At 36.1% G+C, this 15,751-nt stretch carries 23 protein-coding genes; 14 read left to right on the forward strand and 9 right to left on the reverse strand.

Annotated features, from left to right (window positions below):
- The 14 genes from JCM21714_RS13305 to JCM21714_RS13375 form a co-directional block, all read left to right on the forward strand.
- Positions 1–272, forward strand: a 272-nt coding sequence (locus JCM21714_RS13305; RefSeq protein WP_235182867.1) for a hypothetical protein, incomplete at its 5' end; no start/stop codon positions are given.
- Positions 273–518: 246 nt separating this feature from the next.
- Positions 519–1,745, forward strand: a complete 1,227-nt coding sequence (locus JCM21714_RS13315) for a VWA domain-containing protein (protein WP_052000661.1) — start codon at positions 519–521, stop codon at positions 1,743–1,745.
- 63 nt (positions 1,746–1,808) lie between these two features.
- Entirely contained in the window at positions 1,809–2,594 is a 786-nt protein-coding gene (locus JCM21714_RS13320; RefSeq protein ID WP_035725021.1) for a vWA domain-containing protein, read from the forward strand.
- Between the two features lie 8 nt (positions 2,595–2,602).
- The gene (locus JCM21714_RS13325; RefSeq protein WP_035725022.1) at positions 2,603–2,941 is read left to right on the forward strand and encodes a vWA domain-containing protein; all 339 of its coding nucleotides are present in this window, start codon (positions 2,603–2,605) and stop codon (positions 2,939–2,941) included.
- 24 nt (positions 2,942–2,965) lie between these two features.
- Positions 2,966–3,226, forward strand: coding sequence for a hypothetical protein (locus JCM21714_RS13330; RefSeq protein ID WP_035725024.1), 261 nt, complete (start codon positions 2,966–2,968; stop codon positions 3,224–3,226).
- 205 nt (positions 3,227–3,431) lie between these two features.
- Positions 3,432–4,121 (forward strand): hypothetical protein, encoded by a 690-nt coding sequence (locus tag JCM21714_RS13335; RefSeq protein WP_035725027.1) that lies wholly within the window; start codon positions 3,432–3,434, stop codon positions 4,119–4,121.
- Positions 4,118–4,927, forward strand: coding sequence for a hypothetical protein (locus JCM21714_RS13340; protein WP_035725030.1), 810 nt, complete (start codon positions 4,118–4,120; stop codon positions 4,925–4,927). The genes JCM21714_RS13335 and JCM21714_RS13340 overlap by 4 nt, the downstream gene beginning before the upstream one ends.
- 336 nt (positions 4,928–5,263) lie before the next feature.
- The gene (locus JCM21714_RS13345; protein WP_035725031.1) at positions 5,264–5,845 is read left to right on the forward strand and encodes a hypothetical protein; all 582 of its coding nucleotides are present in this window, start codon (positions 5,264–5,266) and stop codon (positions 5,843–5,845) included.
- Between the two features lie 290 nt (positions 5,846–6,135).
- On the forward strand, positions 6,136–6,549 hold the full coding sequence (locus JCM21714_RS21890) for a hypothetical protein (RefSeq protein WP_235182868.1): 414 nt from the start codon (positions 6,136–6,138) through the stop codon (positions 6,547–6,549).
- A gap of 45 nt (positions 6,550–6,594) precedes the next feature.
- Positions 6,595–6,993 carry a TadE/TadG family type IV pilus assembly protein gene (locus JCM21714_RS13355; RefSeq protein ID WP_035725033.1) on the forward strand — a complete coding sequence of 133 codons (399 nt, stop codon included), beginning with the start codon at positions 6,595–6,597 and terminating at the stop codon, positions 6,991–6,993.
- Positions 6,990–7,277 carry a Tad domain-containing protein gene (locus tag JCM21714_RS13360; RefSeq protein WP_035725035.1) on the forward strand — a complete coding sequence of 96 codons (288 nt, stop codon included), beginning with the start codon at positions 6,990–6,992 and terminating at the stop codon, positions 7,275–7,277. Before JCM21714_RS13355 ends, JCM21714_RS13360 begins: the two co-directional genes overlap by 4 nt.
- A gap of 1 nt (position 7,278) precedes the next feature.
- Positions 7,279–7,659, forward strand: coding sequence for a hypothetical protein (locus JCM21714_RS13365; protein WP_035725038.1), 381 nt, complete (start codon positions 7,279–7,281; stop codon positions 7,657–7,659).
- A gap of 16 nt (positions 7,660–7,675) precedes the next feature.
- Complete coding sequence (locus JCM21714_RS13370) at positions 7,676–8,176, forward strand: hypothetical protein (RefSeq protein WP_035725040.1); 501 nt, start codon at positions 7,676–7,678, stop codon at positions 8,174–8,176.
- Positions 8,177–8,190: 14 nt separating this feature from the next.
- Positions 8,191–8,385 carry a hypothetical protein gene (locus tag JCM21714_RS13375; protein WP_035725042.1) on the forward strand — a complete coding sequence of 65 codons (195 nt, stop codon included), beginning with the start codon at positions 8,191–8,193 and terminating at the stop codon, positions 8,383–8,385.
- Between the two features lie 229 nt (positions 8,386–8,614).
- On the opposite strand, the gene kduD is transcribed toward JCM21714_RS13375, so the two are convergent.
- From kduD to JCM21714_RS13415, 9 genes are all read right to left on the reverse strand, one after another.
- Positions 8,615–9,379: a 2-dehydro-3-deoxy-D-gluconate 5-dehydrogenase KduD gene (gene kduD, locus JCM21714_RS13380; RefSeq protein WP_035725044.1), complete on the reverse strand. Its 765-nt coding sequence runs from the start codon at positions 9,377–9,379 to the stop codon at positions 8,615–8,617.
- A gap of 58 nt (positions 9,380–9,437) precedes the next feature.
- Positions 9,438–10,274 (reverse strand): 5-dehydro-4-deoxy-D-glucuronate isomerase, encoded by an 837-nt coding sequence (kduI, locus tag JCM21714_RS13385; RefSeq protein WP_200868454.1) that lies wholly within the window; start codon positions 10,272–10,274, stop codon positions 9,438–9,440.
- Between the two features lie 63 nt (positions 10,275–10,337).
- The gene (locus JCM21714_RS13390) at positions 10,338–11,027 is read right to left on the reverse strand and encodes a GntR family transcriptional regulator (RefSeq protein WP_035725048.1); all 690 of its coding nucleotides are present in this window, start codon (positions 11,025–11,027) and stop codon (positions 10,338–10,340) included.
- A gap of 99 nt (positions 11,028–11,126) precedes the next feature.
- Entirely contained in the window at positions 11,127–12,632 is a 1,506-nt protein-coding gene (locus JCM21714_RS13395; RefSeq protein ID WP_035725099.1) for a tripartite tricarboxylate transporter permease, read from the reverse strand.
- Between the two features lie 24 nt (positions 12,633–12,656).
- Positions 12,657–13,139 carry a tripartite tricarboxylate transporter TctB family protein gene (locus JCM21714_RS18555; RefSeq protein ID WP_052000664.1) on the reverse strand — a complete coding sequence of 161 codons (483 nt, stop codon included), beginning with the start codon at positions 13,137–13,139 and terminating at the stop codon, positions 12,657–12,659.
- Between the two features lie 111 nt (positions 13,140–13,250).
- On the reverse strand, positions 13,251–14,207 hold the full coding sequence (locus tag JCM21714_RS13405) for a tripartite tricarboxylate transporter substrate binding protein (RefSeq protein WP_035725050.1): 957 nt from the start codon (positions 14,205–14,207) through the stop codon (positions 13,251–13,253).
- A gap of 517 nt (positions 14,208–14,724) precedes the next feature.
- Positions 14,725–15,090, reverse strand: a complete 366-nt coding sequence (locus tag JCM21714_RS13410; RefSeq protein ID WP_084040801.1) for a GGDEF domain-containing protein — start codon at positions 15,088–15,090, stop codon at positions 14,725–14,727.
- Positions 15,068–15,241: a diguanylate cyclase gene (locus JCM21714_RS19410; protein ID WP_084040803.1), complete on the reverse strand. Its 174-nt coding sequence runs from the start codon at positions 15,239–15,241 to the stop codon at positions 15,068–15,070. The genes JCM21714_RS13410 and JCM21714_RS19410 overlap by 23 nt, the downstream gene beginning before the upstream one ends.
- 73 nt (positions 15,242–15,314) lie before the next feature.
- Positions 15,315–15,665 carry a hypothetical protein gene (locus JCM21714_RS13415; protein ID WP_035725053.1) on the reverse strand — a complete coding sequence of 117 codons (351 nt, stop codon included), beginning with the start codon at positions 15,663–15,665 and terminating at the stop codon, positions 15,315–15,317.
- Positions 15,666–15,751 lie beyond the last annotated feature (86 nt).

Genomic DNA, 15,751 nt, shown 5'->3' on the forward strand with positions numbered 1-15,751 from the left:
GATTAGTATATTTCATACTGTTTTGTGCCTTGAGCGAGGCGAAAGGAATGGTTATAAAAATGAAAAAAGTCAATGAATGGATGTTAAAAAAGCAAAGTAAAATGGTATCACTTCTTAATAATCAAAGAGGTTCACAGACATTAGAATGGATAGGTATTGCGGCAGTTATTGTTATTTTAGTGGGTGTGATTTCTACGGCAATGTCTAATGCTGGAAGTATTGGGGATGAAGTAGTAAAAAAAATAACAGAATTGATCCAGAATATAGGATGATTTATTTTACCTTCCAGAATTCGTAGCTAAAAGGAGTTACATTGCTTATGTCGAGATTATTACTTATTATATTTCTTTCAGCCCCCTTTCTTTTCATTAGTTGCTTGTAATGAAGGGGGGGAGAATGGTTCAAACCAAGGTGTAAAAGCACCAGTTGATGTAACCGATGAACAAGAGGCAACAGAGAAAAATCATTCAAAGATTGAAAAAGATGCAAGAGCAGAAGAACCATCCTCTAAAAGTAATATGAGATTTTTAGAAGATATACCCGAAGTACCAACAGATGCAGCTGGGTTTATTGATCAAAAACCGGGAAAATATGGTGAAAAAAGCTTAACTGATAAGGAAGTAAGAGACGCGCTGATAGATGACTTATCCAAACTTGAACCCTTGACAGATCAGGCAACGGATGAAGAAATAGAAGCCTATTTTAAGTATGCGTATTCGTTAGTGGTGAAAGATTTTCCTGATCCTGAAAATTTGGTGAAAGAGTGGGAGTTTCAATCTTTTGGTAATCCTGATTTACCGGATAGCCGTTATCACTTCAAAGAGAATTATAATATTGAAGTAATCCTCGATGCAAGTGGCAGTATGGCTGCGCTACATGATGACAAAACCTTAATGGAAACAGCAAAGGAATCAATTTTAGATTTTATGGCACAAGTACCAGAAGAAGCAAATGTTTCTCTTCGTGTTTACGGACATGTAGGATCGAGTGCAGACAGTGACAAGGAAGCTTCCTGTAAGGCAATTGAACAGGTATATGATTATGCCACATATGACGAAGAAATCTTTCGAGAAGAAATGGATCTGATTCAACCGGCAGGCTGGACACCTTTAGCAGGTGCACTGGAGGAAGCGAAAGATGCGTTATCCTCCTTTAATGGGAGTAATCACACCAATTTAATTTATTTGGTTAGTGATGGAATTGAAACCTGTGATGGAAATCCGGTAGAAGTTGCAGAGTCATTAGCAAATTCTGATGCCCAACCGATTATTAATATTATCGGCTTTCATGTGGATGCCGATGCCCAGCAACAACTCCAGCAAATGGCCGAAGTATCCGGAGGGATCTTTGCCACTGCGTATAATCAACAGGAACTAAGTGAGGAATTTAAACGAGCTGAGCAAACATTAGCTGCATGGGAAAGATGGAAAGAAAATGCGTTATCGAGTCTAGACATAAAAGAACTTAACCAAGGCGGAGATATCATCCAGTTTACGGGCGATTGGACGTCTGCAAGACTTCAAACTTATGATAAATTGACTAGTGCAATATATGATATGGAAACTAACGATATTGTTACTAACGATATAGCAGATGAACTGGATGAGCAAAGAGAAGAATTGCAAGAGTTATTAGAACAGATAGAGCAAGAATTAGTTAACGACCTAGAGGGTAAAAATGTGGAACACATCGAAGAATTGAGAGAGACGATCCGTAATAAATATAATAGCCAAGTTGAAAATTAAGTAAAATAAATTACTGATGTTTTAAAGAATCTGTCGTAAAAGTTAAAAGGGGGAATTTTCTTCATGCTAAAACTTTTATTGATTGTCCTATTATCTTCTTCCTGCCTTTTGTTAATAGCTTGCAATGCAGAAGATGATAGTCCACCAGAAGATGTAACAAAGACAGTTGATACAACCGATGAACAAGAAGCAACAGAAGCAGGTTCCAATCGTGAGCAAGAGGCAAAAAAAGAAGGGTCGTCTTCTGAAGCTGATATGAGATTTTTGGAAGATATACCAGAAGTACCAACAGATGCAGCTGGATTTATTGATCAAAAACCTGGAAAGTACAGCGAAAAAAATTTAGTGGATAAGGAAGTAAGAGACGCGTTGGTGGATGACTTATCCAAACTTGAACCCTTGACGGATCAGGCAACTGAAGAAGAAATAGAGGCCTATTTCAAATATGCGTATTCGTTAGTAGTAAAAGATTTTCCTGATCCTGAAAACTTGGTGAAAGAGTGGGAGTTTCAATCTTTTGGCAATCCCGATTTACCGGACAGTCGTTATCACTTCAAAGAAAACTATAATATCGAAGTAATCTTGGATGCGAGTGGTAGTATGGCTGCGGTCCATGATGGCAAAACCTTAATGGAAACAGCAAAGGAATCAATTTTAGATTTTATGGCACAAGTCCCAGAAGAAGCAAATGTTTCATTACGTGTATACGGCCATGTGGGATCAAGTGCAGACAGTGACAAGGAAGCTTCCTGTAAAGCAATCGAACAGGTATATGACTATGCATCCTATGACCAGGAGGCCTTTCAGCAAGAGATGGATAAGGTTCAACCAGCAGCTGGACGCCTTTAGCGGGAGCATTGAAGGAAGCGAAGGATGCTTTAGCATCTTTTAATGGCAGTAACCATACCAATTTAATTTACCTTGTTAGTGACGGAATTGAAACCTGTGACGGAGATCCAATAGCTGTTGCAGAATCCTTAGCAGACTCTGATGCCCAACCGATTATTAATATTATCGGCTTTCATGTGGATGCCGATGCCCAACAACAACTCCAGCAAATGGCCGACGTATCAGGTGGTATATTCGCCACTGCATATAACAAACAGGAATTAAATGAAGAATTCAAGCGGACTGAAAAGGCGTTAGCGGCATGGGAAAGATGGAAAGAAAATGCGTTATCAAGTACTAATATGTAAGAATTCAACCAATGGAGAGAGATAATGAGTTTTCAAGATGATTGGTTGTCAGCAAGACTTAAAACAGATAACCAACTATATAGCGCAATATACGACTTGGAGAAATACAACATTATTACTGAAGATATAGCTGATGATCTAGATAACCGAAGAGAAGAATTGAAGGAGTTATTAGAACAGATAGAGCAAGAATTAGTTAATGACCTTGAGGGTAAAAATGTGGAACACATCGAAGAATTGAGAGAGACGATCCGTAATAAATATAATAGCCAAGTTAAAAATTAAGTAAAATAAGACTTCTTAGCTGAGACCACTGTAAAAATATGTATAAGGAAGAAATGAAACAATGTTGAAGATGTGTCCGATGTATTGCTATAACAGTTTATTTGAAAAGGAAACTTTTTAAATCCTAACACGATTAAAACATGATCATTAAATAATTATAAGAGAATTAGCATCAAAGGAGGATAGCATCGAAAGGAGAGATAATTTGCGGAGAGCCAGAAGCTATTTTCAAAAACTATTTATTATTCTAGCAATATTTATTATCACCTTTCTACCAGTAGTTACACCAACTGTATATGCAGTTAGTTCATGGACGGGTAATTCGTGGACTGGGAACAGTTGGGAAGGAAATCCATGGCAAGGAAACCCATGGGATGGATCTGACTTAACATGGAAAGGGAATTCCTGGAATGGACAAGACTGGAGCGGAAATGAATTTGCTGGTGATGTAACAAACAGCAATATATCGTGGTCTCTTGAACCATGGATGGGTCATGATTGGTCTTCTAATGGTTTCCAAGGTAACGATTTCAGTGGAATGCCATGGTCACAAGATGGCTATAGTGGCAATTCATTTAATGGTACCCCCCCGTGGATGCAAAATGGCTATAGTGGCAATTCATTTAATGGTACCCCCCCGTGGATGCAAAATGGCTATAGTGGCAATTCATTTAATGGAAACCCGTGGATGCAAAATAGCTATAGTGGCAATTCATTCAATGGTAATCCATGGATGCAGAATGGATATAATGGCAATTCATTCAATGGTAATCCATGGATGCAGAATGGTTATAATGGCAACTCATTCAATGGCAGTCCATATATGCAAAATGGTTATAATGGCAATTTCTTCAGCGGGAATGCATGGGACCGTTATAGGCTAATACAGCAATGAATAGTTACAATTATTCGAATTCGAATCCTCAGCGATTTTATGATTCGAAAGGTTATAAAATAACTGAATTTATAGCAAAAGATTTTATTGGTAGTAGTGCCCAAATGGCTGTCGGTGGTATGGAACATATGAGACATATGGATGCTGGCAAAAATTATAATTGGGATTATGGAAGTCGATTTTATTCTGATATGTTAGTCGGTGGATTTAAAGTAGCTGGTGTCGATAATGGCGTAACCCAAACTTATGATGCTGCCTCTAAAATGTGGGATGGCGTAGAGGGTTATAATCAGTTTAGGGGGGGTAGACCTGATATTTTAAATAGCTTTCGGTCTTCCATCGATGATAGTATTATCCCAACATTAGGTAGTAAAAAGAATATATTGAATAAACTTATCCCGCCAGCTCCTGTTCAAAAAGTATTGTCAAAGTTAAGTGTTCCTGGTGCTGCATTAGGTGCAGTCTCGTCAGGTGGGAAAATAATAGATAGTTCATTTGAGGCATTTAAAGCATGGAATAGTGATTCTTCTACTGCGGAAAAGGCAGTTTCAACTGCTTCAGCTGGTGAGAATGTTGGAGACTTTTTGATGAGTGCGGGGGGGGCAATAACTGCGGCGATCCCTGGTGGGCAAGCAGCAGGAGGAATTTTGGCTGCTGCAGGTGCTGGGATTTGGGCGGTTTCTAAGGGTGTTAAATGGTATGCGAAAAATTCTGAGAAAATAAATAAGGGAATAAAGAAAGCAGGTAAAGCCGTAGTAGATGGAGCTAGTAAAGCGTGGAACTTTACAAAAGGACTATTCTCATAAATGATGAGAATAGTCCCAACAAAGAGTAGAAAGGATGATTATTTGAATAAAGATCAGAAACAATTGCTTAACCAGGCAATGAAATATAAAAATATGTTTGAATCCTATGAAATAAATACCGGGGGGCTTATCAAATTGAAAATATAGCATTTTATTTAGTCGTTTACTCAAAAAAAATACTATTTCAAAAAAAAATTACAGGAAGTGCAGTTATTTCCACAGAATTTTCAGATTCAGTAGAGGAATCTAAATATGTAGAAGCATATAATTTATTAACTGATTTTGCCTTACTAAAAAACATGATAAACACACACGTTTTTTATAGCTGATATCAATATGGATTCATTTAAAACGGTTAAGGGTTTTTTAGAAAAAGTTACTGAAAATGTAGAATTCAATCAAAAGTCATTATTTTTGGATGCATTAAAAGCAAATAATTATATATTGGAATTACAAGATATTTTAATGGAAAAATATAATTTCTATGCAGATAGAGGTCAGAAAATACAACGTGGTGAGATTGAGTATATCACAAATGAAATAATGGAAGATTTGTATAACTTATTATGTGAAGCAGACTATATACAATATCAACAAGTCCATAGACAATATATTAAGATGAACGATTATAAAGAAATTTTGAAGATATCAAAGTCACATCCTTCTATTAAAAAGTTTTTAACTTATGAAACAGAAATTTACTTAAAGGAGTTCACTAAAGGAAAGAGAGAGTTTGAAGATACTTTTGAGAGGATAACTCGTATAAAAGATCAACATAAACTAACGAAAGAAGAACATCTTGACTTGGCTAGAGAAGTCCTAACAAAAAGTGTAGAAAAAAGAAAAAAGGAATTTGCGAAAAAAAATAGATATCCAATTATGAAAAACCAAATGAAATATAATAAATTGAGGCGATAAAATGGACAGACCCTTACATTTCACTTGGAATATATACATGCATAAGTTTGAAAAAATCCTTGTGTTAATGCTCTTAACAACACTACCTATTTTATTATTCCATTCTGTAGTAACTAATTATATGTATGCTGTTTCGGCTCAGGGCGATACAGCGTACCTATTTGCTGATTTGTTTTATGCATTATTAACATTAATCTTTTATTTGTATGCACAAATTCCCTTTATTCGTTTTGTTTACAATGAGCATCAGGGAATCGAAAATAGTTTACGTAATGCACTTTATCACTTTTTTGGCAAATGGCTTTACCGTTTTTGTTTTTGCCTGTATTGTATCCTTGTTAAGTACAATCGGCTTCATGCTTTTGGTTTTACCTGGATTGATTATATTAGCGTTACTCTTCCCGATACCATATATTACGATATTTGATGATAAATCAGTTTGGAAGTCATTCAAAGAAGGTCTACGTTTAGGGAAGAAATATTATTGGAAGCTTGCATTATTAATAGGTCTAGCTGGAGGGATGGAGTTAATCTTCGGCATAGTAATTACTGTCCAGCTATTTAATGTCACCGATTCATTTATGGCGCAAGTTATTACACAAATAGCACTGAATATTATAATTTATCCATTCATCGTTATTTTAATAACCTGTTACATATTGAAATGGCGAGAATCCCTTCATACATTTGATCTTGCAAAATGATATAGACATTTTTATCTATACCTATTAAAAACAGAGGTGTTCATAATGAAAAAGTGGTTAGATAAATTTAAAAAACAAAAAGGTTCGGCCACTATAGAATTTTTGGGAATTATACCTTTGGCATTTTTATTGATATTAATTCTGTGGCAATTTTTAGTCGCCATGCATGGAGTACTGATTACACAATCAGCTGCGAATGAGTATGCAAAAGTGTATTCCATTACTGAAAATGCAACGGAAGCTGCACAATCAGCGGGTAATATACTTGCGGAAAGCAATTCCTTATCCTACACAATTAATGGTCCCAACTATACTAGCAGTAAAGAATTTACCACGCAAATTAATGTTAATATTAATCTCGTAGTGTTACCAAATGAATTGTTTGGATACAGTAGCCCCTCTATCCCGTATTCAGCAGAATCAAGCAGTAGGGTGATAGAATGAGAAGAATATACAATTTGAGAAATCAGAAAGGTAACATTGCCCTCTATGTTTTAGGTATGTTAAGTGTCATCATGATACTATTTTTGCTAGTCGTCAATTTGGCGGGTGTACTTATAACTAAAGAAAAATCACAAAATACGGCTCAGCAGGCAGCTATGACAGCATCCAGTGTATATTACGAAGAAGTACAGAAAGCTATTTATGAATATGAAGACGACGCATTAGTTGAAAGTACACTAATTTTTTTAGCACAGTTGAAATGCTTGTTACTGATAAAAAAATGACTTGTCGCAAAATCCGACTTATAATGACTGGTCAGCTAATGAGATCGAATTAGAAGCGTTTGATCAAGTATTAAATACATGGTTAAATGATTTAGAAGTGAGAGCTATCATATTGATGATACTATCATCCGAAAATATAGAACAGAAAGTAATAAATGAAGTAAAATCAAGTATCCTTAAAAACGATGGAGAGTTAGAAGATGCTAAGCTTGCAATACATAATAACAGATTCCATGTGAAAGCTTCGAATAAAATGAAGTCAGTTAATTGGTCTGATCATATAGATGATTTTGAGGAAAATGTATTTCAAGAATCTTCTGGTCCTAAAATCGATTTCTTAGAATTACTTTGGAGTGGAAGTCAAGTAATTGACTTAAATTAAGGGAGGAGCAATTAAAATGAAAAATATTCTGAAAATAGCAGTTATCACAACTGTGATCACCTTAGTAGCATGCTCTTCACCAGAAGCAGAAGCGATTGTCGATTACCATGATGGATATATCAAAAACGTAAGTGATAAAGTAGAAGAGATTGATACTATAAATGAAAAATCTTTAACTTCTGCAACTTATGAGCAGGCATATGCTATACAAAAAGAAGAATTATTGCCTATAATAAATGCTATTAAAGAGTACATGCATAGTAATGAACCGGAGGATGAATCGGTGACAAAATACCATAACCTGAGGTTAAAACAAGTGAATACATGGATTGAAGGATTTGAAATTCAGTTAGATGCTTTAGAAAAATTGACAGCGGAAGAAATATTTGAATCAGAATTAAATGAGTTAATTGCAGGTGCACAGACAAAAATTTCTGAATCATTTGAACTTGCAGCTCAAGCAGAAGCTGAACTAGAATCATTAGTATCAGAATATAATTTGGAAGTAATAGAATAATAAGGGGGGGAAATATGTCACAGAGAGAGAAGAAATGGAGAATCTTTTATTTGGTATTAATGTTATTTATCTATCTCATTTATATTCCGATCAATATTTATGAATGGCTGGTTCAATCAAGTGGCTTTCCTATTACTGCTTTTGTGTTGTTCTTTGCTCTACCTTTGATGCGTTATAACCATTTGAGAAGTATTCGTACCAGTGAATAAAAAGTTCTTTTATTCATTTAATGAGAAATCTACTTTGCATTAAGGTCCTCTTTTTTATATACTCAGACAATACAATATACTAATAGATTTTACTGTTAAACTTCAGGATGTAAGAAGGATCTCTTCAAAGAAATTAACTATCGCTAGACGGGAATTTTCTTCCTCATTACTGGGAAAATAGGTAAAATAAAGGATGCAAGTGGGACAGAGAGCCTGTCCCCTTGTCCCATTATGATCCCATCCAGCCGCCGTCTACGCATAGAATGTGGCCGTTGACGTATCTGGAGGCGCTGGATGCTAAGAATATGACTGGTCCTTTAAGATCTTCGGGGGGGTTCCCCCATTCACCTTGTGGAATTCTTGATGTAATATATTGATAGCGAGTTTCGTCTTCTCTAATAGCAGCAGTGTTATTGGTTATCATATATCCTGGGGGGGCAATTGCGTTAACATTGACACCTTTACTAGCCCATTCATTAGCAAATGATTTTGTTAAGCCGGCAACTGCATGTTTGGTGGCTGCATAAGCAGGCACCTTAAGTCCGCCTTGAAAAGACAGCATGGATGCAATATTAATAATTTTTCCTGTCCCATGCTCGATCATGTGGTTACCGAATTCGCGGGTTAATCGAAAAACAGCGTTTAAATTTACATCAATAACAGCATCCCAATCTTCATCCGTAAAGTTTTCTGCCTGATTTCTTCTAATAATCCCTGCATTATTGACAAGGATATCCACTCTGCCTGTTTTGCTAATAGATTCTTCTACTAAAGACACGATTTGATCCTGTTGAGATAAGTCAGCTTGTATTTGATAAAATTTGCGACCTGTTTTTTCGACTTCCTTCTTAGTATCATCCTGATTACTGCGAGAGGCAATTCCGATAATATCAGCTCCAGCTTCAGCCAAGCCAATAGCCATCCCTTGTCCTAAACCTGTAGAAGATCCTGTTACAACCGCAACTTTACCTTCCAGTGAAAAATCATTATTCATGGTTCATCCTCCTAGTCATTGAGTCTAAGTAATACAAAGTCAAATTTGTTTCAAAAAGCTATTTTAAATCTTCGATAGGAACAAAATCCATATCCTTGAATGTATAATTTTCTCCTGCCATTGCCCAAATAAATGTATAATTTTTAGTTCCTACCCCCCCAGAGTGAATAGACCATGGAGGTGAAAGAATAGCTTGTTCATTTTTCACCAGTAAGTGACGTGTTTCATCCGGTTTACCCATAAAGTGAAATACTCTTGATTCTTCCTCCATATCAAAATATAGATAGATTTCAGATCTGCGGTCATGTACATGTGCAGGCATCGTATTCCACATATTATTCGGTTCAAGTAAGGTCATACCCATCATCAGTTGACAGCTTTGAATTCCTTCACCATGAATATACTTATAGATCGTCCGATTATTAGATTCAGCATCTGCGCCTAGTTTCGTCGGGATGGCATCACTAATTGGTAACACCTTTGTAGGATATTCTTTATGCGCATTAGCTGAGACAAAATAAAGTTTCGCAGGGTTTGACGGATCGTTACTATGGAAGGTAACATCTTTTTTGCCTAAACCGATATATAGACAATCGCGTTTATTTAATTGAAATTCTTCGCCATCTACTAACACTTTTCCTTGTGAACCAATATTCACAATGCCAATTTCACGACGTTCCAGGAAAAATTCGGTGCGTAATGCCTCACCTGCATCTAGCTGAATCGGATCTTTCCCTGGTATGACACCTCCAACTAATAGCCGGTCATAATGAGAATAGACCATATTCAATTTATTCGGTTGAAATAGTGATTCGATTAAGAATTGATTTCGTAATTTTTCGGTGGTGTACCCCCCCTTCACATCTTCTGGATTTGCTTCATGTCTAATTTCCATTTGCAGATTCCCCTCTCATTTTTATAAAAAGTTTTGGTGAATAACAATTTTCGCTGTGTGTTTCTATTCATGAATGAAGTAATTGGCATATTCGGTATGAATTTTATCTCCCAGCCTTGCAAAACCGCTATTAAGGTGATCTGTGATGTGTCTTTCAATATTTTCAATATCCCGGTTTTTTATAGATTCCACTAATTTTTGATGGTCATTGAAAATAGATTGAAAATCTTTGATGACGACAATATCTAGCATTCTAAATCTTGTATAATGGACTTGTAATTTTTGAATCTGCTCCCAAACTTTAAGCTTATTAGTTGCGCTAAACCAAATTGCATGAAATTCACCATCCAATCGGTAAAATTCCTCTGCGGTAAAATCTGATTGTAGTAAGGACGCCTGACTGTCAAGATTTGATTCTAGTTTATGAATCTGTTTATCGTCTAAATTCTCAATGAAGTCTTTGATAACCGCTATTTCTAGTACTCTTCTCATATAGATGAATTGTTTAATTGTCTCTATAGATAGCAAAGTTACATAGTTCGCTTTATATGGGATACTTATTACTAATCCATCATTTTTCAATTTTTGGAGCACATCCCGACTTGGTGTCCTGGAAATATTATATTTTTCACATATCTCCTGCTCTGTGATTACCTGTCCAGGCTTTATAGTCAAGTTTAGAATGTCTTTTGACAAACTTTTATATACTTCTTCTGGCTTCGTAGCTGTGTCATAAAATTTGTAAGTTGACATGATATACTCCTTCTACATATGATAATTATTTTAAAAGTTTATTTTCACTTCATTTATTCTCTATAGAAATCACATCCCTGCGTCAAGTATTTTGTACTATTATTTTCTTTTACGGAAAAAATTAAGCAACTTTTTGCCTCTAATAAGTGGAAGCACGGTGGTCAATACGACAATGATAATGAATAAAACGGAAATAGGCCTGGTGAAAAAAATCGAGATATCACCACTTGATAGTATTAAGGATTGTCTTAATGACTCCTCTACTTTTGGCCCTAAGATTAAAGCAATGACCATAGGAGCGGGTGGATAGCCATTTTTTAGCATTAAATAACCTATCACACCAAAAAATAAGCTCACACCCACACCTGTTAATGTTCCAATAATCGCGTAGCCACCAATAATACAAAAAGCTAATATGACAGGATACAAAATGGAATTTGGAATCTTAAGAATATTGATAGCCCATTTTGAAGCAAAGAATCCTAGGAAAAGCATAATGATATTAATAATGAAAAAACCTATAAATACAGTATAGATTAATTCACCTTGGAACCTGAAGAGATCTGGTCCCGGAGTTAAACCATGGATCATTAATGCTCCTAAAAATATCGCAGCAGAAGAGGTTCCCGGAATACCTAACGTAAACGTGGGAATTAAGGATCCTCCTGTAATCCCATTATTGGATGACTCAGAGGCGATAATTCCTTCGTAACTACCTTTTCCGAATAACTCAGGCTTTTTAGAGGTTCTTTTTGCTTCATCATATGCAATAAATGATGCGACACTACCGCCTGTTCCAGGAATCGCACCAACGCCAACACCAATGATTGAGGACTTTAGCAGTAATAGCTTGTGTTTAAATAAATCTTTCCATGAGACATTACTTGGTGTGTCAGAATGATCAGGCATATCTTGAATAAATATTTTCCTTCGCCTTTCTATTTGATAAAATACCTCTGCAATCGCAAATAATCCAATGCAAGCTGGTATAATATTTAATCCAGCATTTAAAAAATTCATTCCAAAATTAAAACGTGACACGCCTGATACAAGATCTATCCCAACACTCGCAAACAATAAACCGAATGCAGCTGATATCAAACCTTTGATAGGGGGGGAAGTTCCACTAACTCTTGCGATCACCGTTAATCCTAAGAATGTAAGAGTAAACATCTCAGGAGGTCCGAATTGTAATGCTATTTTTGCTATTTGGGGGGGAGCAAATAGCATTAAGAAAATGCCACTAATTAATCCACCTATTACAGAAGAATATAACGCTATCCGTAGCGCACCTGACGCTTGTCCTTGATTGGTAAGTGGATAGCCATCCCAAGCTGTAGTAACGGAAGATGGCGTTCCAGGTGTGTTAATTAATATTGCTGTGATAGCACCGGCATATGTTCCTGCACAATAGACACCAGTCAATAGGATAATCCCTGATAAAGAATCTAATCCAAATGTGAAAGGGAGGACAAGGGCGACTCCCAGAGTAACCGTTAGCCCTGGCATTGCGCCGACAAAAAGTCCAATAACAACACCAATAGACATAAGCAGTATATTTTCAAATGTAAACAATTGACCTAGTCCTGCTAAAAGGTATTCCATTAACAATATACTCACCTCCTTTGATTAGAAAAAGATTCCGGTTGGTAACGTTCGACCAAGAAATGTTGTAAACACATAGTTAAGTAAAAAACTCGTGAGTAACGGCACAAGGATAATTTGCAACCAGCTTCTATTTCCCATTAACAGCATGACAGACACTAACAGAATGATCATTGCGATAATAAAACCTAGATATGGAACAAGGACAATCCATAATACAATAGCAATAAACGTGAGACAAACTCTGAATATGTTCATATATTGTGTTTTACTCATTTTTTTGTACTCTTCTACACGTTCTTTCCTTTTGATATTTATTATTTCTACCACACTTAATAATACGATGAGTGAAGAAAGGAAGTAAGGTAAAGTACGGGCATCAACTCCGCTAACGTTATTTCCATTGACCATACTTAGATCGATTTGAAATGGTACAAGGATAAAAATCGCCAGTCCGATCAAAGCAGTACTAATGCTCGGAATATACTTTCTGCTATTGAGATACATATAAACACCCCCCCTTATCACTTTAGAAAAAGCTTGACTTTTTTTGTTTTGAGTAAGATATAGATACGGGAGATTTGAGAAAGGGCTTTCATTCCTCCCGTATCTGAATTATTATTGAAGAAGTTCGTTAAACATTTCAAAATCTTTTTTGTTCTTTTCCATAATTTCTCCCCCATTTCGAATGATTAACTGCTGTCCTCTTTCATCAACAAATGCCTTAAATTCCTCACTAGCTGCAGCTTCCATTACAGCAGTTTCTAATGTTTTTACAATATCATCGGGAACCTCATTTGGTGCAAGTACAAAGAATTCCACTCCTACCGAAACGTCATAACCTTTTTCTTTGAAGGTTGGAACATCTGGCAAGTTATCTAATCGCTCATCGGACGCGGCTGCTAAAATTCGAAGTTCACCAGATTCAATATAAGGCATCATAGCACCAGCTGTACCTCCGACAACATCCACGTGTCCTCCCAGAAGGGCTGTAATTGCCGCTGCACCTCCATCAAAAGGAACATCATTTGTTTTTATATTTGTTTGTCCGAAGAATAACTCTAGGAATATTTGGGCAACTCCTCCAACTCCTGAGTGGCCTCGATCTATTACGGTATCCGTATTTTCCTCTTTAAGTAAATCATCTAGTGTTTCCCAAGGTGAATCAGCACGTACAGCTAATACACTGGCATCATATGAAACACCTGCAACACCTTTGAAATCATCGAGACTATATTCGACATCGATTAAATTGGGTTGTACAGCGATTGGATCAGTTGGAGCAAAAAAGATTGTATAGCCATCTGGTTCAGCAGTAGAAGCAACTGTGGAGCCAACTGTTCCAGAAGCGCCTGCAATATTTTCAACATTAAATGGCTGACCTAATATCTTTCCAACCTCTTCCATTAGTACACGTGATGTTAAATCATTTGAGCCACCTGTTCCATATGATACGATAACTCTAACTGGTCGGTCGGGATAGGCCTTATCAGAACTAGCCTTTTCCGTGCACCCAAATAATAAAGAACTAAAGCTTACCATTACCATTAACAAAACGATTAATTTTTTGTTCATAAGTTCATTCCTTCCCAAATTAATTGTGGAATTATTTAATAAAAACTTTTTTAGAACCCAAAAATTCAATTGCCGGTAATATCTGTGGTCCGAGATAACGCTTTCAAAATAAAATGTGTTGGATACTTAGATGGCAGACAAGTTAATAGAATTACTTTCTCACTTTATAGTATCTCACTATCTGACCAATTCCCCCCCTTATTTATTGGTAAATGTATACATTGTATACAATGTATACGATATAATTAGATATTATATAGAATAACTTAGGAAAAAGCAATATATTTTTTTGGGAACATGAAACATGGAGACGAGCGGTTCTTTTGTCTACTTGGCGTGATAAAGGCTGAAGTGAAGGAAGAAAGGGACAGATAGATGGCAAAGGAGAAGGAAAAATGGAAGCACTTGCTAATGTTACTATTTGATTTATTATGAAATTTGTAACTGGAGTGTTTGAAAAATTAATTTAAGATAAAGGGAGACGCTGGAAATACCTGTTCTTCTGATGTCTATGAATTTATCGCTCTCTTAATATTACTTGATTTCTCCCCCCCTTATCTTTTGCTTGATACAAGGCTTCATCCGCTTGTTTTAACATGTTGTCTTTATCGATATGTTTGCCAAGAATAGCAGTAAATACACCAATGCTGATTGTAACATAATTAGATACCGGAGATTTTTCATGTGCTATTTTGAGTTGCTCGATTAGCTGATTGATCTCATTAGCAATTTGTCCTACTTCACCTTTACTCAATTTAGGAATCAGACAAACAAATTCCTCACCGCCATAGCGGGCTGCTAATCCATCAGGTAATGCGTGCAATTGTTTATCCAGTGCCTGGGCAACCTGTTTAAGACACTCATCCCCCTTCTTGATGACCATACCAATCGTTGAAAAGTTTAAAATAATCAATATCTAAGAACAACATGGAAAGAGGTGTATTATTTTTAGCACAATCCTTAAATTGTTTTTGAAAGTAATCATCAAATTGTCTGCGGTTCGGTATATTGGTTAGTCCATCCACCAACGCCATATTTTTAAGTTTATCGTTTAATTGCGCTAGTTTTTATTACTTTACTGAAATTGATTGGTGTGCGCTTCGATCTTTATGGAATCTTTAAACCAATTACTTCATTCAGCTCTGTCGCTGAAACTTGCAATCGATAGGTAGCATACCCATCACCAGGCAGGCTTTGATCATTCCAAGTTCCTGGTAAATCTATTACACTAGCACTTTTAGCTTTAGTATCTTCAGCAAAATCATCTGGTTCTAATAGCTGTTTCCAATAAAACAGCCATTCACCATTAAACTGAATTAATTCGTCTTTATGATTCCATTCAGATAAATCTAATTCACCATTTACGGCAAACTTATTTTCTGAATCTATTTCAGCGGGCACACCACATGCTAGTAATATGAAAATAAAAGATAATAAGATGATTAATTTAAGCTTCATAATCCCACCATTTCTTCTAGATGCTGTGAAACTAGGGGGGGAAGGTTTTTCAGTTTCAATAGGCAGTTTCGTTTTAAGCTTATTAT

The sequence above is a fragment of the Gracilibacillus boraciitolerans JCM 21714 genome (assembly GCF_000521485.1).
GTDB lineage: Bacteria > Bacillota > Bacilli > Bacillales > Amphibacillaceae > Gracilibacillus > Gracilibacillus boraciitolerans.